The 22,434-nt window shown below is 58.7% G+C and carries 13 protein-coding genes; 2 read left to right on the forward strand and 11 right to left on the reverse strand.

Annotation, left to right across the window (positions count from 1 at the left end; translation table 11 throughout):
* Window positions 1–127: 127 nt before the first annotated feature.
* From narI to L2Y28_RS12250, 5 genes are all read right to left on the reverse strand, one after another.
* Window positions 128–805 carry a respiratory nitrate reductase subunit gamma gene (gene narI, locus L2Y28_RS12230; RefSeq protein ID WP_022648359.1) on the reverse strand — a complete coding sequence of 226 codons (678 nt, stop codon included), beginning with the start codon at window positions 803–805 and terminating at the stop codon, window positions 128–130.
* On the reverse strand, window positions 805–1,515 hold the full coding sequence (gene narJ, locus L2Y28_RS12235; protein WP_022648360.1) for a nitrate reductase molybdenum cofactor assembly chaperone: 711 nt from the start codon (window positions 1,513–1,515) through the stop codon (window positions 805–807). The genes narI and narJ overlap by 1 nt, the downstream gene beginning before the upstream one ends.
* Window positions 1,512–3,047: a nitrate reductase subunit beta gene (gene narH, locus L2Y28_RS12240; protein ID WP_022648361.1), complete on the reverse strand. Its 1,536-nt coding sequence runs from the start codon at window positions 3,045–3,047 to the stop codon at window positions 1,512–1,514. The genes narJ and narH overlap by 4 nt, the downstream gene beginning before the upstream one ends.
* Complete coding sequence (locus L2Y28_RS12245) at window positions 3,044–6,787, reverse strand: nitrate reductase subunit alpha (protein ID WP_022648362.1); 3,744 nt, start codon at window positions 6,785–6,787, stop codon at window positions 3,044–3,046. The genes narH and L2Y28_RS12245 overlap by 4 nt, the downstream gene beginning before the upstream one ends.
* 381 nt (window positions 6,788–7,168) lie before the next feature.
* Window positions 7,169–8,566 carry a NarK family nitrate/nitrite MFS transporter gene (locus L2Y28_RS12250; protein ID WP_022648363.1) on the reverse strand — a complete coding sequence of 466 codons (1,398 nt, stop codon included), beginning with the start codon at window positions 8,564–8,566 and terminating at the stop codon, window positions 7,169–7,171.
* 309 nt (window positions 8,567–8,875) lie between these two features.
* Between L2Y28_RS12250 and narX the strand changes: the two genes are divergently transcribed.
* Both narX and narL read left to right on the forward strand, forming a co-directional pair.
* Window positions 8,876–10,672 carry a nitrate/nitrite two-component system sensor histidine kinase NarX gene (narX, locus tag L2Y28_RS12255; RefSeq protein ID WP_022648364.1) on the forward strand — a complete coding sequence of 599 codons (1,797 nt, stop codon included), beginning with the start codon at window positions 8,876–8,878 and terminating at the stop codon, window positions 10,670–10,672.
* Complete coding sequence (gene narL / locus L2Y28_RS12260; protein ID WP_236919550.1) at window positions 10,665–11,315, forward strand: two-component system response regulator NarL; 651 nt, start codon at window positions 10,665–10,667, stop codon at window positions 11,313–11,315. Before narX ends, narL begins: the two co-directional genes overlap by 8 nt.
* Window position 11,316: 1 nt before the next feature.
* Here narL and L2Y28_RS12265 read toward each other — a convergent pair whose 3' ends face one another.
* From L2Y28_RS12265 to L2Y28_RS12290, 6 genes are all read right to left on the reverse strand, one after another.
* Entirely contained in the window at window positions 11,317–12,735 is a 1,419-nt protein-coding gene (locus L2Y28_RS12265; RefSeq protein WP_022648365.1) for a YchO/YchP family invasin, read from the reverse strand.
* A gap of 174 nt (window positions 12,736–12,909) precedes the next feature.
* Window positions 12,910–15,387 (reverse strand): nitrate reductase, encoded by a 2,478-nt coding sequence (locus L2Y28_RS12270; protein WP_022648366.1) that lies wholly within the window; start codon window positions 15,385–15,387, stop codon window positions 12,910–12,912.
* A complete protein-coding gene (nirB, locus tag L2Y28_RS12275) occupies window positions 15,384–19,370 on the reverse strand; it encodes a nitrite reductase large subunit NirB (protein ID WP_022648367.1) in 3,987 nt (1,328 codons plus the stop codon). The genes L2Y28_RS12270 and nirB overlap by 4 nt, the downstream gene beginning before the upstream one ends.
* A gap of 12 nt (window positions 19,371–19,382) precedes the next feature.
* Window positions 19,383–20,171 (reverse strand): ABC transporter ATP-binding protein, encoded by a 789-nt coding sequence (locus L2Y28_RS12280; RefSeq protein ID WP_022648368.1) that lies wholly within the window; start codon window positions 20,169–20,171, stop codon window positions 19,383–19,385.
* A gap of 9 nt (window positions 20,172–20,180) precedes the next feature.
* Window positions 20,181–21,059: a nitrate ABC transporter permease gene (gene ntrB, locus L2Y28_RS12285; RefSeq protein ID WP_022648369.1), complete on the reverse strand. Its 879-nt coding sequence runs from the start codon at window positions 21,057–21,059 to the stop codon at window positions 20,181–20,183.
* Between the two features lie 2 nt (window positions 21,060–21,061).
* Window positions 21,062–22,309, reverse strand: a complete 1,248-nt coding sequence (locus L2Y28_RS12290) for a CmpA/NrtA family ABC transporter substrate-binding protein (protein WP_022648370.1) — start codon at window positions 22,307–22,309, stop codon at window positions 21,062–21,064.
* Window positions 22,310–22,434: the final 125 nt, after the last annotated feature.

The following is a 22,434-nucleotide window of genomic DNA, read 5'->3' on the forward strand; positions in this document are numbered from 1 at the left end:
GGTTCGATCCGAGCATAGTGAATTCCGTAGGCCGGGAAAGGCGCAGCCGCCACCCGGCATCCGCACGAAACCCTGGTTCCAGGACAAAAAAAACCCCGCAAATGCGGGGTTGTATCAATACAGCGAATCAGCGACGAGCACGCACGATCTGATATTTGCGCGTCAGGTACTCCACCGGCGCACTCCAGATGTGCACCAGGCGAGAGAACGGGAACAGCACAAACAGGGTCATACCCAGCACCAGGTGAACGCGGAAGATGAACGCCACGCCGTCCAGATGCTCAGAGGCACCACCGCGGAAGGTCACGACAGACTGCGCCCATCCCACCAGCTTCATCATCTCGCTGCCGTCCATATGCTGCGCAGAGAATGGAATGGTCAGCAGACCCAGCGCACACTGCACCATCAGCAGGGAGAGGATCAGGATGTCCGCTCCGGTCGTGGTAGCCCGCACGCGTGGGCTGAACAGACGGCGTTTCAGCAGCAGCAGCCCACCCACCAGGGTCATCACGCCGCAAGCGCCACCGGCGAGCATCGCCATCTTCTGCTTCACTTCAATCGGCAGCCACGCTTCGTACATCCAGTGCGGCGTCAGCATCCCCAGGAAATGACCGGCGAAAATACCCAAAATCCCGATGTGGAACAGGTTTGACGCCAGGTTCATCCCTTTACGATCCAGCATCTGGCTGGAGGCAGCACGCCAGGTGTACTGGCCATAGTCATAACGCAGCCAGCTTCCCACCAGGAACACGGTGCCCGCGATATACGGGTAAATGTCAAAGAAGAACATATTCAGGAAGTGCATTAGTGCTGTCCTCCGTTAGAGATATTCAAATATTGCGGAGCCACCGCTCCGGCAAAACGACGCTGATGCGCGGAGATTTCAGATTCGCCACAGCTCTGGTCAGCAAAGAATTTCACCTGTTCTTCTTCCCAGACGGCATCCAGTGCTTGTGGGGTGTCGTCACGGGCTTCATCCGCAATTTTTTCCGCCACTTTTTGACTGTCAACCGAGGCGTTAGCCAGTTTCACCAGCAGATCGAACAGGACTGCATAATTGCTCTCACGTTGCTGGAGACGTGCGCCGAGCAACGCCAGAATGGGAGCGATGTCCTGCAACCCGCCCAGCGCTTCCTCTTTCGGCAGCTGCGCCAGATATTCCAGGTACAGAGGCAGGTGATCCGGCAGCTCGCGGCTGTCGAGTTGCAAACCGTGCTGCTCGTACTGGGCCATCAGATCCACCATCGCCTGACCACGGTCGCGGGATTCACCGTGAACGTGTTCGAACAGCAGCAGAGACGTTGCACGACCACGGTCAAACAGCTGGCTGTAGTCCGCCTGCGCATCAAGAAGATCGCGCGCCAGCAGGTCGCGGAGGAAAATGCCCAGCGTCTGGGCATCCTCTTTATCCAGGTTTTCAGATGACGCGAGTGCATCAAAGAGTTCCTGCTGATGCTGCACAAGCGCAGCATCAGGGTACTCGAGCAGACGCGAAACAATGACGAGTTCAATCATTGGTGCGGCTCCGTTTTGCTGGTCACATCCATCGCGTCGATGCGGCGGCTGTTGAACAGGTTGAATTTGCTGTCTGACCCGTGGCAACCGTCGCCAAAGGTAAAGCCACACCCACTTTTCTCCGGGAAGGCCTCGCGAGCCAGCTCGCGGTGACTGCTCGGCACCACGAAACGATCTTCGTAGTTAGCGATTGCCAGATAGCGGTACATCTCCTGCGCCTGCGCTTCGGTCAGGCCGACCTCTTCCAGCGCGCGGGTATCGTTAACGCCGTCAACGGTTTCCGCACGTTTGAAGTGACGCATCGCCAGCATACGTTTCAGCGCCAGCAGCACCGGCTGGGTATCCCCTGCGGTGAGTAGGTTGGCCAGATACTGAACCGGAATACGCAGGCTTTCCACGTCCGGCAGAATGCCGTTGCTGCCCAGTTCACCTGCGTCAGCCGCAGACTGAATAGGAGACAGAGGCGGCACGTACCAGACCATCGGCAACGTGCGGTATTCCGGGTGCAGCGGCAGCGCCAGCTTCCAGTCCATCGCCATTTTGTACACCGGGGACTGCTGTGCGGCGTCAATCACGCTCTGCGGAATACCGTCTTTCAGCGCCTGCTCGATCACCTTCGGATCGTTCGGATCGAGGAAGACGTCCAGCTGACGCTGATACAGATCTTTCTCGTTCTTGGTGCTTGCGGCATTTTCAATCGCATCCGCGTCGTACAGCAGCACGCCGAGGTAGCGGATACGCCCTACGCAGCTCTCTGAGCAGACGGTCGGCATACCGGCTTCGATACGCGGGTAGCAGAAGATACACTTCTCAGACTTACCGCTCTTCCAGTTAAAGTAGATTTTTTTGTACGGGCAGCCGGTGATGCACATACGCCAGCCGCGGCACTTGTCCTGGTCGATCAGCACAATGCCATCTTCTTCACGCTTGTAGATGGCGCCGCTTGGGCAGGTCGCCACGCACGCCGGGTTAAGGCAGTGTTCGCACAGGCGCGGCAGATACATCATGAAAGTGTTTTCGAACTGGCCGTACATCGCCTTCTGCATGTTCTCGAAGTTCTGGTCTTTGGCGCGTTTTTCGAACTCGCCGCCCAGAATTTCCTCCCAGTTTGGACCGCTGGTAATTTTGTCCATGCGCTTACCGGTGATCAGCGAGCGAGGACGGGCGATCGGCTGGTGTTTGCTTTCCGGCGCGTTGTGCAGGTTCTGATAGTCGTAATCAAACGGCTCGTAGTAATCGTCGATGCCCGGCAGATGCGGGTTAGCAAAGATTTTACCGAGCAGCATCGCACGGTTACCCATGCGCGGTTGCAGTTTGCCGTTGATTTTACGGATCCAGCCGCCCTTCCACTTCTCCTGGTTTTCCCAGTCGGTCGGGAAGCCGGTGCCCGGCTTACTTTCCACGTTGTTGAACCAGGCGTACTCCATACCTTCACGGCTGGTCCAGACGTTTTTACAGGTGACTGAGCAGGTATGACAGCCGATGCATTTATCCAGATTCAGCACCATGCCGACTTGTGAACGAATTTTCATTTTACGCTCTCCTGTACCTGGTCATTACCTTCGCCATCTAACCAGTTAATATTCTTCATCTTACGTACCACCACGAACTCATCGCGGTTTGATCCTACAGTGCCGTAGTAGTTAAAGCCGTAGGCCAGCTGGGCATAGCCGCCGATCATATGCGTCGGTTTCGGCGTAATACGGGTCACAGAGTTGTGAATACCGCCGCGCTGCTCGGTGATCTCTGAACCCGGCAGGTTAACGATACGTTCCTGCGCGTGGTACATCATGGTCATCCCGGCTGGTACACGCTGGCTCACCACCGCACGTGCCGTCAGGGCACCGTTGCTGTTGAACACTTCGATCCAGTCGTTATCTTCGATACCCAGATCTTTGGCGTCCGCTTCGCTCATCCAGACAATCGGCCCCCCGCGTGACAGCGTCAGCATCAGCAGGTTGTCGCTGTAGGTGGAGTGGATACCCCACTTCTGGTGCGGCGTCAGGAAGTTCAGCGCCTTCTCAGGGTTACCGTTTGATTTCGCCCCCATCACCGCTTTCACGGAGCGGGTATCGATTGGCGGACGGTAAACCAGCAGGCTTTCACCGAAGTCACGCATCCACTGGTGATCCTGATACAGAGACTGACGGCCAGAGAGCGTGCGCCATGGGATCAGCTCGTGAACGTTGGTGTATCCGGCGTTATAGGACACATGTTCATCTTCGAGGCCAGACCAGGTCGGGCTGGAGATAATCTTGCGCGGCTGAGCCTGAATATCGCGGAAGCGGATTTTCTCTTCTTCTTTATTCTTCGCCAGATGCGTATGGTCACGGCCGGTAAATTCACTCAGAGCCGCCCACGCTTTCACCGCCACGTGGCCATTGGTTTCCGGTGCCAGGGTCAGGATCATTTCCGCTGCATCAATTGCCGTGTTCAGCATTGGCTGGCCTTTGGCCGGGCCGTCTGCTTTGGTGTAATTGAGCTTGCGCAGCAGGTCCATTTCGCTCTGGGTGTTCCAGGCGATGCCTTTACCGCCGTTACCGATCTTCTCCATCAGCGGACCGATAGAGGTAAAGCGCTCGTACGTTGCCGGGTAATCACGTTCAACCGGAATAATGTGCGGCGCGGTCACGCCCGGGATCAGGTCGCATTCGCCTTTTTTCCAGTCCTTCACGTCAAGCGGCTGCGCCAGTTCGGCAGCGGAGTCGTGCTGGATTGGCAGCGTCACCACGTCGGTCTCTTTGCCCAGGTGCCCTACACAGACTTCGGAGAATTTCTTCGCGATGTCTTTATAGATTTCCCAGTCGCTTTTTGATTCCCACGCCGGGTCAACGGCCGCAGACAGCGGATGAATAAACGGATGCATATCCGACGTATTCATGTCGTCTTTTTCGTACCAGGTGGCGGTAGGCAGCACGATATCGGAGTACAGGCAGGTACTGGACAGACGGAAGTCCAGCGTTACCACCAGATCCAGCTTGCCGTCCAGACCGTTGTCTTTCCATTCAACTTCTTCTGGCTTCACGCCGCCCTGCTTGCCGAGATCCTTACCCTGAATACCGTTTTCGGTACCGAGCAGGTATTTCAGCATGTACTCATGGCCTTTACCGGACGAACCCAGCAGGTTGGAGCGCCAGATGAACAGGTTACGCGGATGGTTTTTGCCGTTCTCAGGCTGTTCTGCCGCAAAACGGATTGAGCCATCCTTCAGCGATTTCACGGTGTAGTCCACCGGTGACATGCCCGCTTTCTTCGCCGCTTCCGCAATGCGCAGCGGGTTAGTGCCCAACTGCGGTGCAGACGGCAGCCAGCCCATGCGTTCAGCGCGCACGTTGAAGTCAATCAGATGGCCGCTGTAGCGGGATTTATCCGCCATCGGCGACAGCAGCTCCTGCGCGGTCACCGTCTCGTAGCGCCACTGGCTGGAGTGGTTATAGAAGTAGGAGGTGCTGTTCATGTGACGAGCCGGACGCTGCCAGTCAAGGGCAAACGCCAGCGGCTGCCAGCCGGTCTGCGGACGCAGTTTTTCCTGGCCCACGTAGTGCGCCCAGCCGCCGCCGCTCTGCCCGACGCAGCCGCAGAAGATCAGCATGTTGATCAGGCCGCGATAGTTCATATCGAGGTGATACCAGTGGTTCAGACCGGCACCGACGATGATCATGGAGCGACCGTGAGTTTTGTCTGCGTTTTCCGCAAATTCGCGGGCGATACGGGTGATTTGGGCGCGTGGCACACCGGTGATCTGCTCCGCCCAGGCTGGTGTATAAGCCTTCACGTCATCATAGCTGGTCGCGCAGTTTTCGTCGTTCAGACCGCGCTCCAGGCCATAGTTCGCCATGGTCAGATCGTAGACCGTAGTGACCAGAGTGGTAGAACCGTCCGCCAGTTGCAAGCGCTTAACCGGCAGTTTGTGCATCAGAACGTTTTGCAGCTCAACCTTGTTGAAGTGCTCGGAACCTTCACCACCAAAGTACGGGAAGCCGACATCGGCGATTTCGTCCTGGCTGCCCAGCATGCTGAGGCGAAGTTCTGTCTCTTCACCCGTGGTGCCGTTACGCTGTTCCAGGTTCCATTTGCCTTTTTCGCCCCAGCGGAAGCCGATAGAACCGTTTGGCGCCACCAGCTCGCCGTTGCTGTTGCAGGCGACCGTTTTCCACTCCGGGTTGTTTTCCTGACCCAGCGCGTCCACAAGATCCGCCGCACGCAGCATACGGCCAGCGGCGTAATAGCCGTCACGCTCTTCAAGCATCACCAGCATTGGCATGTCGGTGTAGCGACGCACGTAATCGGTGAAATACTGGCTTGGCTTGTCGAGGTGGAATTCACGCAGCATGACGTGGCCCATTGCCAGCGCCATGGCGGCATCGGTACCCTGTTTCGGTGCCAGCCACAGGTCGCACAGTTTGGCGATTTCGGCGTAGTCCGGGGTCACGGCAACGGTTTTGGTCCCTTTGTAACGCACTTCGGTAAAGAAGTGCGCATCAGGGGTACGGGTCTGCGGAACGTTTGAGCCCCAGGCGATGATGTAGCTGGAGTTGTACCAGTCAGCGGACTCCGGCACGTCGGTCTGTTCGCCCCAGGTCTGCGGCGACGCTGGCGGCAGGTCGCAGTACCAGTCGTAGAAGCTCAGACAGGTACCGCCGATAAGTGAAAGGTAGCGCGCGCCGGAGGCGTAAGAGACCATCGACATTGCCGGGATTGGCGAGAAGCCTGCCACGCGGTCAGGACCGTAAGTTTTCACGGTATAGACGTTGGAGGCCGCAATCAGCTCGTTCACTTCTTTCCAGGAAGAACGAACGAAACCACCGCGACCACGCGCCTGTTTGAAGCTTTTCGCTTTGTCGGCGTCCTCGATGATGGATGCCCAGGCATCAACCGGATCGCTGTGCTGCACTTTCGCTTCACGCCACATTTTCATCAGGCGTTTACGCATCAGCGGGTATTTCAGACGGTTGGCGCTGTAGAGATACCAGGAGTAGCTGGCCCCACGCGGGCAGCCGCGCGGTTCATGGTTCGGCATATCCGGACGGGTACGCGGATAGTCGGTCTGCTGCATTTCCCAGGTCACCAGACCGTTTTTAACGAAAATCTTCCAGCTACATGAGCCAGTGCAGTTTACACCGTGGGTAGAACGGACAACTTTGTCATGCTGCCAGCGTTGACGGTAACCGTCTTCCCAGTCCCGGTTGGTATCCAGAACCTGGCCGTGCCCATCGGCAAAAGTTTCACCCTTCTGTTTGAAGTAGCGAAACCGGTCCAAAAATTTGCTCATCGGGTATCTCCTGTGTGGAGCCTGTGGCTCTCTAAATCGACATTGCTGATTTGCAGCGAAGGTAACGCTATGAAAGATGGTGAGAATTGATAACGATCAAGACGGAGGGGGTCTCTGAGGGGGGGTATTAGATCAAATACCACCAAAGCGGTAGCTGTTAATATTTTTTAACTTAATGATTTATATGGATATATTTTATTTATCGTACAATAAGCGGAGCAAAATTTAACATCTTAGGTATTAAGGGGTAGAGACACCTGTAAAGCGATGGCGATCACAGCGTTACCTGTGTGCGACTACGGGAAACGCTATTAGTATGTTGTAACTATTAAGCGATTAAAAAAAGCGCGGCACTCAGGCCGCGCAAACGGATAATCAAGCTTACTTGTTTTTCTTGGTATTACGGCCATATACCAGCCAGGTGATGACCACACAGGCGATATAGAAGACGAGGAATACCTTCATCGCACCCGCCGGAGAGCCGGTCAGATCCAGTGAGATACCGAACGCTTTTGGAATAAAGAAGCCGCCAATCGCGCCAATCGCAGAGATAAACCCAAGCGCCGCAGCGGTATCGGTGGCGGCTTCACGCATCGCCTGCTCGTCGCTCCCGCCCTGCGCTTTCACGCGGTCCATGGTCAGCTTGCGGAAGATGACAGAGATCATCTGGAAAGTAGACGCACTGCCCAGCCCGGCGGTCAGGAACAGCACCATGAAGACGCCGAAGAAGGCAAAGAAGTTACCTCCCTCACCACCCGCAGGCAGCGTCAGGAACAGCAGTGCACAGAAGATGGCCATCAATACAAAGTTCACCAGCGTAACGCGCGTTCCGCCCAGACGGTCGGAGATCATCCCGCCCAGCGAACGTGCCAGCGCGCCAATAAACGGACCGAAGAAGGCAAACTGAAGGATCTGTACGTCCGGGAACTGGGTTTTCGACAGCATGGCAAAGCCTGCGGAGAAACCGATGAACGAGCCGAAGGTCGCCAGATACAGCAGTGCCATTACCCACAGGTGGCCACGTTTCAGAACCGGCAGCTGCTCGCTCAGGGACGCTTTGGACGCGGACAGGTCGTTCATGAAGAACCATGCCGCCAGGGTAAAGACCACCAGGAACGGTACCCAAATCCAGGAGGCATTTTGCAGGAACAGCACTGAACCGTCGGGCTGCGTCACACCGCCGCCGCCAAACGCCGCAAAGATGGAGACCGAGATCGCCAGCGGAGCAATCAGCTGCATCACGCTCACGCCCATGTTACCCAGACCGCCGTTAATGCCCAGCGCACCACCCTGCTTCGCTTTCGGGAAGAAGAAGCTGATGTTTGCCATACTGGACGCAAAGTTCGCCCCCGCAAAGCCGCACAGCAGAGAGATAATCACGAACACGCTAAACGGTGTAGAGGTATCCTGCACCGCAAAACCGAGCCACACGCACGGCACGATCATGATCCCGGTACTGAAAGCCGTCCAGCGACGACCACCAAAGACCGGCACCATAAACGCGTAAGGAACGCGCAGCAGTGCGCCTGAAAGCGACGGCAACGCAGTCAACATAAACAGCTGATCGGTGGTAAAGGTAAAGCCCACTTTTGGCAGGTTAACCGCAACCGCACTGAACAACATCCAGACGCAAAACGCCAGTAACAGACATGGCACGGAAATCCACAGATTACGACTTGCTATACGATGGCCGCGCTGTTGCCAGAACGCCGGATCCTCTGGACGCCAGTCTGTAATAACGGCACCAGTTTCCCTTTCGGGAGCGGAAGAGTGACTCATAGACACCTCTGATTCTCGAATGATGCTGCAAACATTAGGGCTTTAGGGCGGCGGTAAGTTGATATAAATCAAAGGAAAAGTGGGAGGTTTTCCGGCGAAAAAAAAGCCATCACTCTTAATGAGTAGATGCAAAACGTAAAAAAGGTGTGGTTTTTCACGGTGCTGACGCATCCCTGCTTCGTCCACCCACTAACCGTTACCTCTCTGGCAATTTAGAGGTAATCCTTTATTGGTATGGGTATACTCCAGGGTATGCACCAGAATAGCGCCATTCCTGCAATCAGGTCACGTCAGGAGCCCGGCAACTCTATGTTAAAAAGATGTTTATCTCCGCTGACGCTGGTTAACCAGCTGGCGCTTATTGTTCTGCTGTCCACCGCTATCGGTGTGACCGGCATGGCTATTTCTGGCTGGCTGGTACAGGGTGTGCAGGGTAATGCGCATGCCATCAACGAGGCAGGCTCGCTACGTATGCAGAGTTACCGGCTGCTGGCGTCGGTGCCGCTGACGCAGGCTGACCAACCGCTTATCGACGAAATGGAGCGTACCGCATTCAGCCCTGAACTGGAAAGAGCCGCCATCCGTGACGGCCAGCAATCTCAGCTTAAGGCGCTTCAGGGCTACTGGCATACCCAGCTGGAGCCCGGGTTAAAGCGGGCGGAAGACCGGGAAACGGTCGCCCAGGATGTCGCCGGGTTTGTTTCACGCATCGATCATCTCGTCTCCTCGTTCGATCGCACCACAGAGTTACGCATTGACCGCGTAGTGATGGTTCACCGCGCAATGGCGCTGTTTATGGGTTTGCTGCTGATTTTCACGGTTATCTGGCTGCGCGCGCGGTTGCTTAACCCCTGGAAGCAACTCCTGGCAATGGCCCGCGCCGTCACACAGCGCGATTTTACCCAACGCACGCACATCAGCGGGCGCAACGAAATGGCGATGCTCGGCGAGGCGCTCAACACCATGTCGGCGGAACTATCTGAAAGCTACGCGGTACTGGAAAAACGCGTCCAGGAGAAAACCGCCGGGCTTGAGCAGAAAAACGAGATCCTCTCTTTCCTCTGGCAGGCGAACCGTCGCCTGCATATGCAAGTACCGCTTTGCGAGCGTCTCTCGCCGGTACTGAACGGCCTGCAAAACCTGACTCTGCTCCACGATCTTGAGCTACGGGTTTACGACGTTGAAGATGAGGAAAACCATCAGGAATTTACCTGTCAGTCGGACATCTCCTGCGACGATAAAGGGTGTCATCTTTGCCCGCGCGGCTTGCCGCCGCTTACCACCAGCGGCACGACCCTCAAGTGGCGGCTGATGGACAGCCATACCCAGTACGGTATTTTGCTGGCCACCCTGCCCGCCGGACGTCACCTGAGCCACGACCAGCAGCAGCTGGTCGATACTCTTGTAGAGCAGCTCACGGCCACGCTGGCGCTCGACCGTCACCAGGAGAAACAGCAGCAGCTGATCGTGATGGAGGAGCGCGCCACCATCGCCCGCGAGCTGCACGACTCCATCGCCCAGTCCCTCTCCTGCATGAAGATGCAGGTGAGTTGCCTGCAAATGCAGGACGAAGGCATGCCCGAGAGTAGCAAACAGCTGCTCAGCCAGATCCGCAACGAGCTTAACACCTCGTGGATTCAGCTTCGCGAGCTGCTGACCACCTTCCGTTTACAGCTCACCGAGCCGGGGCTACGCCCTGCGCTGGAGTCCAGCTGTCAGGAATTTAGTGCCAGGCTGGGCTTCCCGGTGAAGCTGGATTACCAGTTGCCACCGCGTTTTGTCCCCTCTCACCAGGCGATCCATGTGCTGCAAATTGCCCGTGAAGCCCTGAGCAACGTGCTCAAGCATGCCGAGGCGACGGCCGTCACGGTCACCGTCAGCTGCCAGGATAATCAGGTGAAGCTCAGGGTTCAGGATAACGGCCGCGGCGTGCCGGAAAATGCCGAACGAACGAACCATTATGGTTTAATCATCATGCGAGACCGCGCGCAAAGCCTGCGCGGTGATTGCCAGGTTCGCCGGGGAGAGTCAGGTGGCACCGAAGTCGTGGTCACCTTTATACCCGAAAAGCCCCTCATAACTGCTCAAGGAGAAAACCATGACTAATCAGGAACCGGCATCTATCCTGTTGATTGACGATCATCCGATGCTGCGCACTGGCGTTAAACAGCTTGTCAGCATGGCGCCCGATATCACCGTCGTCGGGGAAGCCAGCAACGGCGAACAGGGTATTGAACTTGCCGAATCGCTCGATCCTGATTTGATCTTGCTCGATCTCAACATGCCGGGCATGAATGGCCTGGAAACCCTCGACAAGCTGCGGGAGAAATCCCTCTCTGGCCGGGTGGTGGTCTTCAGCGTCTCAAACCATGAAGAAGACGTGGTCACCGCCCTCAAGCAGGGGGCAGACGGCTATCTGCTGAAAGATATGGAGCCGGAAGATCTGCTCAAGGCGCTGCAACAGGCTGCCGCAGGCGAGATGGTGCTGAGTGAAGCGTTAACGCCGGTACTGGCCGCCAGCCTGCGTGCGAACCGCGCCACGTCTGACCGTGACGTCAGCCAGTTGACCCCGCGCGAGCGCGACATTCTGAAGCTGATTGCTCAGGGGCTGCCGAACAAAATGATAGCCCGCCGTCTGGACATCACCGAGAGCACGGTCAAAGTGCATGTCAAACACATGCTGAAGAAAATGAAGTTAAAATCCCGCGTCGAAGCCGCCGTCTGGGTGCATCAGGAGCGCATTTTTTAACTTACTCATCCGGCAGCAACTTCCACCGTGGATCGTCGGCAGGCATTGCGACGAGCGGTTGCACCACGGAAAGCGTGATCTCATTGGAGGAGACACGCTGCCCATCCTTATCTTCCACCACGGCCGTAAGCCGCCATTCGTTTTTCGCCCCTTCCGCGTCGTTCCAGGCGGGCATGATTATGCTCCAGCCATCGCTGCTGTTGCTGTTTGCCGGTGAGGTCAGGCTGAGCGCCTGGGTATCACCCAGCCAGTGGATCTGACGGATACCATGCGTGCTGCGAATTTGCAGCTTCAGCATCACAGTTTCGCCTGGCTTAAGATCCCACGGCGGCGTGGCCAGATAGACCGAGAGGGTTTTACGCTGACGGAATTCCATCACGGGCAGATTATCACGCTCAGGTGAATCATAGCGGCTGCCCCGCAGCGAGCGCGTCGCCGCCACTTCCCCGGCGGAAAGCTGTTTCGCCAGCGGCACGCCAAAGCGATAGTTGAGCTTCAGCCCGAGGTTATTCTGGCTAACGCCGCTCTCCCCCTGCTTATGGGCAGCCGTCAGGGTGACCAGCGGAACGGGGGTATAGTTCAGCCCCAGGTTGACCGCAACCGGGTTGTGATACCCCGTACCGCTGTTAAACAGATCGACGTTATCGCCAAAATACTGTTCAAAGCTGACGCTGGTGTTCAGGTGATGAAACCAGGGAAGCCAGGCTTTGGCCGTTACGTCGTACCCGCGCGCCATGCGCTGCTCCCGGATGTCGGAACGCGGCTGCCAGCCAGCGAACGGCTGGTAGTAATTGGCCGACAGGCGAAGGTTTTCGCCCCACGCCTCTGCGCCCAGTCCGGCACGTTGCAGGTTGTCTTCCAGCAGGTTGTCGTAAAAGGTGTTGTAGCCCAGCAGCCAGTTTCCGGCAACCCAGCGCTGCCCGATCCCGACGTTGCTCACCAGCCCGTCTGTCTGCTGCGTCAGGCCAAGCTGGCTCCAGCTCAGATAGCGGGTGTTGTCGCTCCAGGGGATAAACCAGCTTCCGCTGCTGCCGTTAAAGTTACCGTCGTCATCCACCAGTACATTGACATTGGCGTTACCCCAGGGGGAAAGCCAGGATTCAATCTGCTCGTTGACTTCCCCGCTGACGGCATCCCGCACCTTGCCAAACGCGAACTGTCGCGCCTGCTGCCCGGCCGTCAGGCCGTTATCGATCATACTGGCTTCACCGAAGGCCTTTGCCATTTCAGCCAGGTGCTTTTCGCCTTCGGTAGTCGGTTGCGCCATACCGAGATCCGGCAGACTATCGCCGTTGTTATCAAACGGATTTTGCGCCTGCTGCACGAAGGATTTCGGCGCACCGTGAACGGCTCCAGCCGTAAAAAGGGGGAGTAACAGCAAAAAACGGATGCGGGACGATACAGCCTTCAACGTCGTCAATCAGAACCTGTGTTTATGAACAAACACTTATTATGTTAACGCCATAAGCCCTGAAAACCAGTCTTAACAGAAATTTCAGGAATATCCTGAACAGAATTGTCGGGTGGCGGCTTCGCCTTACCCGACCTACAAATTCGTGCCGGTGCGAAGCCGCCACCTGACGCCTTTACACTATTATCCCAACAGCCCTTTCAGCTCCGGCAGGCAGGAGCCGCAGTTCGTACCGCAACGCAGCTTCACGCCCAGCGCTGCGGCAGAATTACAGCCTCCGGCTATCGCCTTACGTATCGTATTTTCACCCACGCTAAAGCAGCTACAGATAATTCGCCCGGGATCGGCATCTTCGCCCGGCCGTTGTCCGTGCAGCAGCGCGTGGCGTTCAGCGAGTTGTACGGGCGCAGCAGCAAAGGCTTCTTCAATAAACGCATGCGCCAGCGCCGGCAGCGTCTGGCCTTCCCAGTAGCCCAGCATCAGCTCGCCGTGATGCCAGGCGAGCACGCTGCTGCGTTCTCCCGTCTGTGCCACCTGTAACTGCCAGCCCCGACCGCTGGCGTACGCCATGACCCACGACAGCAGCGGCTGCTCCCCCGCCACCGTCAGACGTGAGGCTTTACGCCACCAGCATACCGACGGCGGCAGCGCTGGCAACTCGCGGGCATACAGCTCCCCCTGCCAGGCGGGTAGCCAGGGCAGGATCCTCACCGCGGTTTGTTTACTCTCCGGCTGGCCGGACCAGGCATCAACCCGCCCTTCCACCAGCGCGTTGACCTTCCCCTGCCGGGCAAACTGCGCGTTCCAGTGCATCGGCGCAAACAGCTCGCCCGCACGCTGTGCGGTAGAGATACGTACTCTGGCAACCATGACCCCGCGCGGGGAACTTATCCGCGCCAGCTGGCCGTCAGTCAGCCCCGCGCGCGCCGCATCGGTTGCGTTCATCTCAATAAAAGGCTCATCGATATGCTGCATCAGGCGCGAAACATACCCCGTGCGCGTCATGGTGTGCCACTGATCGCGGATCCGCCCGGTATTCAGTATCAAGGGGTACAATTCGTCGACGCCTGCCCCATGTGAGAAAGGATCAACCGGTACAAGATTTCTTTGCGGGAAATCACCGGCATGCCACTGATAAGGCGCCAGCTCGTCCCACGCCTCTCGCGACAGCGACGCCAGTTCGCGCAGGTTTAGCGCCCGTTCGCCGTTATTTTCAAACGCCGTCAGCGCCGCATGTTCACAAAATATCTCATGAGGGTGTTCCCAGGCGAAGGCATCGCCATAACCGAGCTGCTCTGCGATCCGGGCGATGATCCACCAGTCCGGTCTGGCCTCGCCCGGCGCAGGCAGAAACGCGCGCTGGCGCGAAATACGCCGCTCGGAATTGGTCACCGTTCCGTCTTTTTCGCCCCAGCCCAGGGCGGGAAAACGGATATGAGCAAACCGGCTGGTGTCCGTCTCCTGCATCACCTCAGATACTATGACCAGCGGGCAGGCTGCCAGGGCCTGGCACACCGCGTGGCTGTCGGGAAGTGACACGGCAGGATTGGTGCCCATGATCCACACCGCCTTCACCTCGCCGCGGGCAATCGCGTCAAACAGCTCTACCGCCATCAGCCCCGGCGTTTGTGCCAGCCGCTCGGTTCCCCAGAAACGCGCCACACGCGAAAGATCGTCCGGCTCGAAGTTCATGTGCGCCGCCAGCTGGTTCGCCAGCCCCCCCACTTCCCGCCCGCCCATGGCGTTTGGCTGTCCGGTCAGCGAAAACGGGCCGCAGCCCGAACGGTTGAACTTCCCGCTGGCAAGATGCACGTTAATGATGGCGTTACACTTGTCGCTGCCGCTGGAGGACTGGTTGATCCCCATGGTGTAGAGCGTGATCGCGCGTGGCGCAGTGACAAACCAGTCGTAGAAGGTGCCAATCTCGTCTGAAGGCAGATCGCAAAACGCGGCCACGTGAGGAATCGGCCACTCGACGCTACCCTGAATCAGATTGACCAATCCCACAAACAGCCCGGCGTCGCTGCCGGGCTTAAGCGCCAGATGCAGGTCAGCGGCATCGCAGGTGGCGGTTTTGCGCGGATCGATCACGACCACTTTCATCTGCGGGTTGCTGCGTTTTGCCTGCACCAGCCGCTGATACAGCACCGGATGCGTCCAGGCCGCGTTTGAGCCAACGAGTACCACCAGATCGCTGTTTTCCACGTCCTCGTAGCTGCACGGCACAATGTCTTCACCGAAGGCGCGTTTGTAGCCCACCACCGCTGACGACATGCACAGCCGCGAGTTGGTATCAATGTTCGCCGCCCCGATAAAGCCTTTCATCAGCTTGTTGGCCGCATAGTAATCCTCGGTCAACAGCTGGCCGGAGGCATAAAACGCCACCGCCTGCGGCCCCCATTCGTTGATGATCTTCCGTAGCCGCTCGCCCGCTTCACCCAGCGCCTGCGGCCATGCCACCTCCATGCCGTCAACAACCGGGCGCAGCAGACGTCCCTGCAACCCCGTCGTTTCCCCGAGGGCAGATCCTTTTACGCACAGGCGGCCAAAGTTCGCCGGATGAGTTTCATCCCCACGAACGCTTACCGCGCCATCTTCCACACTGGCGACCACGCCGCAGCCCACCCCGCAGTAAGGGCACGTTGTACGGGTTTCCGTCATGAGGCCTCCGCACGCATCACCAGCTCTTGGCTTCCAACCCAAACCTTGCCGTTTTCAATTTTTACCGGCCAGGCGCGCACCACGGGTTCGCCGTTCTCCACCTGACATCCATCGCGCAGACGTATGCGCTGCTTATAAAGCGGGGAAATCACCACCGGCTCGCCCGCTGCATCGCCAAGGATGCCGCGCGAAAGCACGTTCGCGCTGCTGCCCGGCTCCAGGTCGTCCAGGGCATAAACGGACGTTCCAAAGCGGAACAGCGCAATCGGTTTTCGGCCAAGCCGCGCGCCGATGCCCGCCTGCTCGGGGATATCATTGATGCCGCAAATTTCCTGCCAGCGCTTGCTCTCCGCCGCGGCAGGGACATTCACCGCGGTGCGGAACAGCGCCAGGCGATCAGGATCGTTGAGGGTGGTTTGCCATTCGCACTGATAGGTCTCCACCACCCGGGCCATCTCCTGCTCCAGCTCGTGGGCAATCCCAAGGCTGTCGTTCAGGATCACCTCGCGCAGATAGTCGAGGCCGCCTTCCAGGTTATCCATCCAGGTACTGGTGCGTTGCAGACGATCTGCCGTGCGAATGTAGAACATCAGGAAACGGTCAACGGTGCGGATCAGCGTTTCGTCGTCCAGATCGCTGGCAAAGAGATCCGCGTGGCGCGGCTTCATCCCGCCGTTGCCGCACAGATAAAGGTTCCAGCCCTTGTCCGTGGCAATCACCCCCACGTCTTTACTCTGCGCCTCTGCGCACTCACGGGTACAGCCGGAGACCGCCATTTTGATTTTGTGCGGCGCACGTAACCCTTTGTAGCGATGCTCCAGTTTGACCGCAAGGCCGGTGGAGTCCTGCACGCCATAGCGACACCAGGTCGACCCGACGCAGGATTTCACCGTGCGCAGGGATTTCCCGTACGCATGACCGGTCTCAAATCCGGCCTCCACCAGCGCCTGCCAGATTTCCGGCAACTGTTCGAGCGTGGCGCCAAACAGGTCAATACGCTGTCCGCCGGTGATTTTGCTGTAAAGGCTATAGCGTTTCGCAATCTGGCCGATGGCGATCAGCCCGTCGGCCGTCACTTCCCCGGCGGGCATGCGCGGCACGATGGAATACGTTCCGTCCTTCTGAATATTGGCAAAGTAGCGGTCGTTGGTGTCCTGCAGCGGCAGATGCGCCGGTTTCAGCAGGTATTCGTTCCAGCAGGAGGCCAGCACTGATCCCACCAGCGGTTTACAGATCTCACAGCCGTGCCCTTGTCCGTAACGGCTGATAAGCTGGTCGAAGGTCCGGATATGGTTGACGCGCACCAGGTGGTATATCTCCTGACGCGAGTACGGGAAGTGCTCACAGATATCTTTTTTCACCTCCACGCCCTGCTCCGCAAGCTGGAACTCCATCACCTGCTTCACCAGCGCGCTACAACCTCCGCAGCCGGTCGCCGCTTTGGTGCACTGCTTAATGGCGCCGATATCCGTTGCGCCCGCGCTTACCGCCAGGCAGATATCCCCTTTGCTGACGTTATGACACGAACAGATCTGCGCGCTTTCCGGCAGCGCCGCCACGCCCAGCGCTTTTGGCGTGCAGCCTGACGACGCGGGTAAGATCAGCGTTTCCGGCTCTTTTGGCAGACTGATGCCGTTAAGCATCATCTGCACCAGCGTGGCGTATTCGCTGGCATCGCCCACCAGCACGCCACCCAGCAGGGTTTTGCTGTCGTGACTGACCACAATTTTTTTGTAGATTTGCTGCGGCCCGTGCGTCCACTGGTAGCTCAGCGCCCCCGGCGTGCGCCCGTGGGCATCGCCAAACGACGCCACATCCACACCCAGCAACTTGAGTTTGGTACTCATATCCGCGCCGGTGAAGCGCTTCTCCTCACCCGCCAGCACAGCGGCGGCCACGCGCGCCATCTGGTAGCCCGGGGCCACCAGGCCAAAGATTTTCCCCTCCCACAGCGCGCATTCCCCGATGGCAAGCACGTCCGGATCGGAGGTCCGGCAGCCGTCGTCAATACAGATCCCGCCGCGCTCGCCAATAGCCAGCCCGCTGTTGCGCGCCAGCGCGTCCTGCGGACGAATACCGGCAGAGAAGACGACCATGTCCGTTTCCAGCTGTTCACCCTCGGCAAAACGCAGCACCAGCCCGTCGTCTGAGGTGGCAATCTCCGTCGTCGATTTACTGGTGTGTACCCCTACGCCCAGCGCCTCAATTTTCCTGCGCAGCATTGCCGCACCGTCGCTGTCGAGCTGCACCGCCATCAGGTTCGGCGCAAACTCCACCACGTGGGTTTCCAGCCCTAGCTGCTTAAGCGCATTCGCCGCCTCCAGCCCCAGCAGGCCGCCGCCAATTACCACGCCGCGGCGAGAGCCTGCCGCATGGGCCGCAATGTTGTCCAGATCGTCGAGGGTGCGGTAGACAAAACAACCCGGCAGATCGCTGCCCGGAACGGGCGGTACGAACGGGTACGAGCCGGTCGCCAGCACCAGCTTATCCCAGTGGGTTTCATGGCCGCTGGCGGTACGCACAACGTGTGCATCACGATCGATAGCGACAATCTGCTGCGAGAGGCGCAGCTCTATACCGTTATCGGCAAAGAACTCCCCCGCCACCAGCGAGAGCGAGTCCGCGCTGCGTCCGCCAAAATATTCCGACAGATGCACGCGGTCATAGGCCGCATAGCGCTCTTCGCCAAAAACAATAATCTGATACTGCTGATGCAAATTGCGGTTAACGCAGTCTTCGAGGAAATGATGGCCGACCATACCGTGCCCAACCACCACCAGAGTAGGTTTTGTCATAGCGTTCTGTCCTGCAACCTGCGGTTGCGTTGTGAAACGATCGAACAGCCAGTCCGCGTGGGCGGGCGCAGCCGTTGCCAGTAAATCGGTAAAGGTTGCCGCGCTGCGGCAGTCACCCAGCAGCAGCACGCCAGCCAGCGCCCCCTGATGGATCAGTAATCGTCGATAGTGACGGGTCAGCGGATCCCATGAACTCCATACCACATCGTCCGCCTGCGCCGTCGCGCGTCCGAGGCTGAACAGCTCCACGCCGGTCACCTTAAGACGCACGCCGTTGTCGGTCCGGGTAAACGGCGCGGTGATCTCCCCGGCCAGCCGCGCGGCGAGAATATCCGCCTGCGCCAGACAGGGGGCGACCAGGCCAAATGTCTGGCCGTCAATTTCACAGCACTCGCCGATGGCGTAGATATCCGGCACGGAGGTTTGCATCTGGTGATCCACCACGATGCCGCGCGCGCAGTGAATGCCGCTGGCTTTTGCCAGCGCAACGTTGGGTTGTACACCCGTGGCCAGCACCACGCGCGCGGCGGTGACGCTGTGCCCGTTGAGTAACGTCACGCTCTTGCCGTTAATCGCCGCGATGCCAGAGGCGAATTCACAGCTAACGCCCCGCGCCGCCAGCGCCTCTTCAAGCAGCAGTCCCGCCTGCTGATCCAGCTGCTGTTCCATCAGCCAGGGACCACGATGGATAAGCGTGACGTTGTCACCGTTACGCGCCAGCGCTGCCGCTGCTTCCACGCCAAGTACGCCACCACCCAGCACTACCGCCGGACCGGAGAGGTTCCGGATGGAGCGGGTCTCTGCCAGGGTGCGAAAGGTGAACACATGCGGCGCATCGCCGCCGGGGATCGGCGGCACAACAGGGGTAGACCCGGTGGCAAACACCAGCGCATCCCAGCCCAGCGTGCGAGCAGAGGTACGCACTTTACGCGCGTTAACGTCTACTGCGAGCACCGTTTCTCCTCGCAGCACCGTCACGCCTCGTGCCGTGTACCAGTCTTCATCGTGCAGACAGATGTGCTCCGCCTGCTTTTCACCACTCAGCACCGGCGAAAGCTGGATGCGGTTGTACGCCTGCTCCGGCTCGTCACCGATGACGGTGATAGCGAAACGACCGGGCATACGCCCGGTGAGCGATGCAATCAGCCGGGTTGCCGCCATACCATTACCGATAATGACCAGTCGCATCGTGCCCCCTCATTACGCCGCTTTCGGCTGTTTTTCGTAGAGGAAATGGAGGATCTGCTGGCGCATGTGGTGATAGCGGCTATCGTCCGCCAGCTGCACCCGGTTGCGCGGGCGCGGCAGATCGACGCGCAGGATCTCACCCACGGTGGCCGCCGGGCCGTTGGTCATCATCAGTACGCGGTCAGAGAGCAGTACCGCCTCGTCCACGTCGTGGGTGATCAGCACAATGGTGGTGTTCAGCGCCTGCTGGATCTGCATCACCGAGTCCTGAAGATGGGCACGCGTCAGCGCATCGAGCGCGCCAAACGGCTCATCCATCAGCAGCACTTTCGGCTTCATTGCCAGCGCCCGGGCAATACCGACGCGCTGCTTCATACCGCCGGAGATCTCCCCGGGGCGCTTATTCAGCGCGTGGCCCATCTGCACCCGGTCGAGATTGTGCTCAATCCACTCTTTGCGCTCGGCCTTACTCATGGTGCGACGGAAGACCTGATCCACCGCCAGCGCCACGTTGTCGAAGCAGGTTAACCACGGCAGCAGCGAATGGTTCTGGAACACTACCGCACGCTCAGGCCCCGGCCCGGCGATTTCGCGGTTGTCGCAAATCAGCCCGCCTTCCGTCGGCAGCGTGATCCCGGCGATCAGGTTTAACAGCGTCGACTTGCCGCAGCCGGAGTGACCAATCAGACTGACGGTTTCGCCCTCGTGGATATCAAAAGAGACGTTTTGCAGCGCCAGAAACTCGCCGCTGGCGGTGGAAAAACGCTGGCTCACGGCCTGGACCTGAATTAAAGGTTTCATCTTCACTCCTTATTTTTCCTGCCAGCTAAAGCGACGGGCGATCAGCATCAGCCCCTGCTCCAGCAGCAACCCGACCACGCCAATGATGACGATGGCGATGAGAATGTTTTCGACGTTGAGGTTGTTCCACTCATTCCAGATCCAGAAGCCAATGCCTAAACCTCCGGTGAGCATCTCGGCGGCGACAATCACCAGCCAGGCAATGCCAATGGAGAGACGTACCCCGGTCAACACCGCAGGCAGCACGGCGGGGAAAAGAATGCGGCGCATGATGGTCCACTCTGAGAGTTGCAGCACCCGGGCCACGTTGAGGTAGTCCTGCGGAATACGGCGCACCCCTTCGGCGGTGTTAATGACCATCGGCCAGATGGAGCAGATAAAAATGGTCCAGCTCGACGCGGGCTCCGCTTTCTGGAACAGCAGCAGGCCGATAGGCAGCCAGGCCAGCGGGCTGACCGGACGCAGGAGCGCGATCAGCGGGTTGAACATGCGGGAGAAAAAGGTGAAGCGCCCAATCAAAAAGCCCAGCGGAATGCCCGCCAGCGCCGCCAGACCGAAGCCGATGGCGACGCGCTGCAACGACGCCAGCACGTTCCAGCCAATGCCCATATCGTTTGGCCCGTCGCGATAAAACGGATCGGCAAACAGGGTCATGGCCGAATCGAGCGTGCTGAGCGGCGTCGGGAAACCTTTACTGTTTATCGCCGCCAGCTGCCAGAGCACCACCAGCAGACCGAGACCGAGCAGCGCCGGGATGACGCGCTGTAAAAACTCATTCATCCGACGCGTAAACGCTGGCGCACGACGGCGAACCTGTAGCGGAGGCAGGACAATCACTTCCCCGCTCTCTGACTTCTCTTGTGGTTGCGTATTTTGCAGATGCTGCATACTCAGGCCCCTTTACGGTGAATGGCGAAGCGGTTGGCGTACCCTTCCGGATCGGTGCCGTTCCAGACGGTGCCGTCCATCAGGGTACTGCTGCGATACGGTGATGACGGTGTGGACATGCCGCCCACGGCGGTCGCGGCATCCTGCCAGACCGCGGTCTGGTTAATGCGCTGTGCGATGCCCGCATAATCCGGCGCGGCGTTGAGCAAGCCCCAGCGACGGAACTGGGTTAAGAACCACATGCCGTCGGAGAGATACGGGTAGCTCACGGCACCCTCGTTGAAGAAACGGATCGGGTGCGCATCCTGCCAGCGTTGACCGAGCCCGTTGTCGTATTCGCCGAGCATGCGTCCGGTGAGGTACTGTTCCTTGCAGTTGAGCCATGCGCGGCGCGAGAGGATCTGCGCGGTTTCACGTTTGTTTTCCGCTGACGCCTCGATCCAGCGCGCGGCTTCCATCACGGCGCTCACCAGCGCCCGTGCGGTGTGCGGATTTTTCACCACCCAGTCGCGTCGGGTGCCGAGGATCTTTTCCGGGTGATCGGCCCAGATGGACTGTGACGTGGCGGCGGTAAACCCGATGCGGTCGTTAATCGCCCGCGCGTTCCACGGCTCGCCGACGCAGAACCCGACCATGTTGCCGATGCGCATGTTCATCACCATCTGTGGCGGCGGGACCACCACAGTGCGCACGTCGTCAAACGGGTTAATGCCCGCACTGGCCAGCCAGTAGTAGAGCCACATAGCGTGTGTCCCCGTCGGGAAGGTATGCGCGAAGGTGTAGGTTCCCGGTGCCTGCTGTGTAATCAGCTTTTTCAGCCCGTCGAGATCACGAACGCCCTTCTCCGCCAGATCGCTGGAGAGCGTAATGGCCTGACCGTTCTGGTTGAGAGTCATCAGGTTCGCCATCTGCTGCGGCTTGCCCGCGATACCCAGCTCCAGTCCGTACAGCAGGCCGTAAAGAATGTGTGCGGCGTCCAGCTCCCCTGCCACCAGCTTGTCGCGCACCGCCGCCCAGCTCGCCTCTTTAGTAGGTACAATGGTAATGCCGTGTTTTTTATCGAACCCTTTCAGGGCCGCGATAACCACTGGCGCGCAATCGGTCAGGGGGATAAACCCGATACGCACGGTATCCTGCTCCGGCTTATCTGACCCCGCCGCCCATGCGGCCTGCATGACACCCGGCAACAGCATCGCACCACTCGCCAGCATGCTGGCCTGCAATAAACGCCGTCTCGACAAATCCGCCATAATTGCTCCTGAAAAAAGGCAAAAAAAAGCGCCCGACGGTGCTGAAGCACCGCTGGACGCCTTTATCCCGAAGACGTATGCACCGCCGTTGGCGCATCGTCAAAAATAGTTAATCTGTTAATGCA

The organism is Enterobacter sp. JH25 (assembly GCF_021725435.1).
GTDB classification, from domain to species: Bacteria; Pseudomonadota; Gammaproteobacteria; order Enterobacterales; family Enterobacteriaceae; genus Enterobacter; species Enterobacter intestinihominis.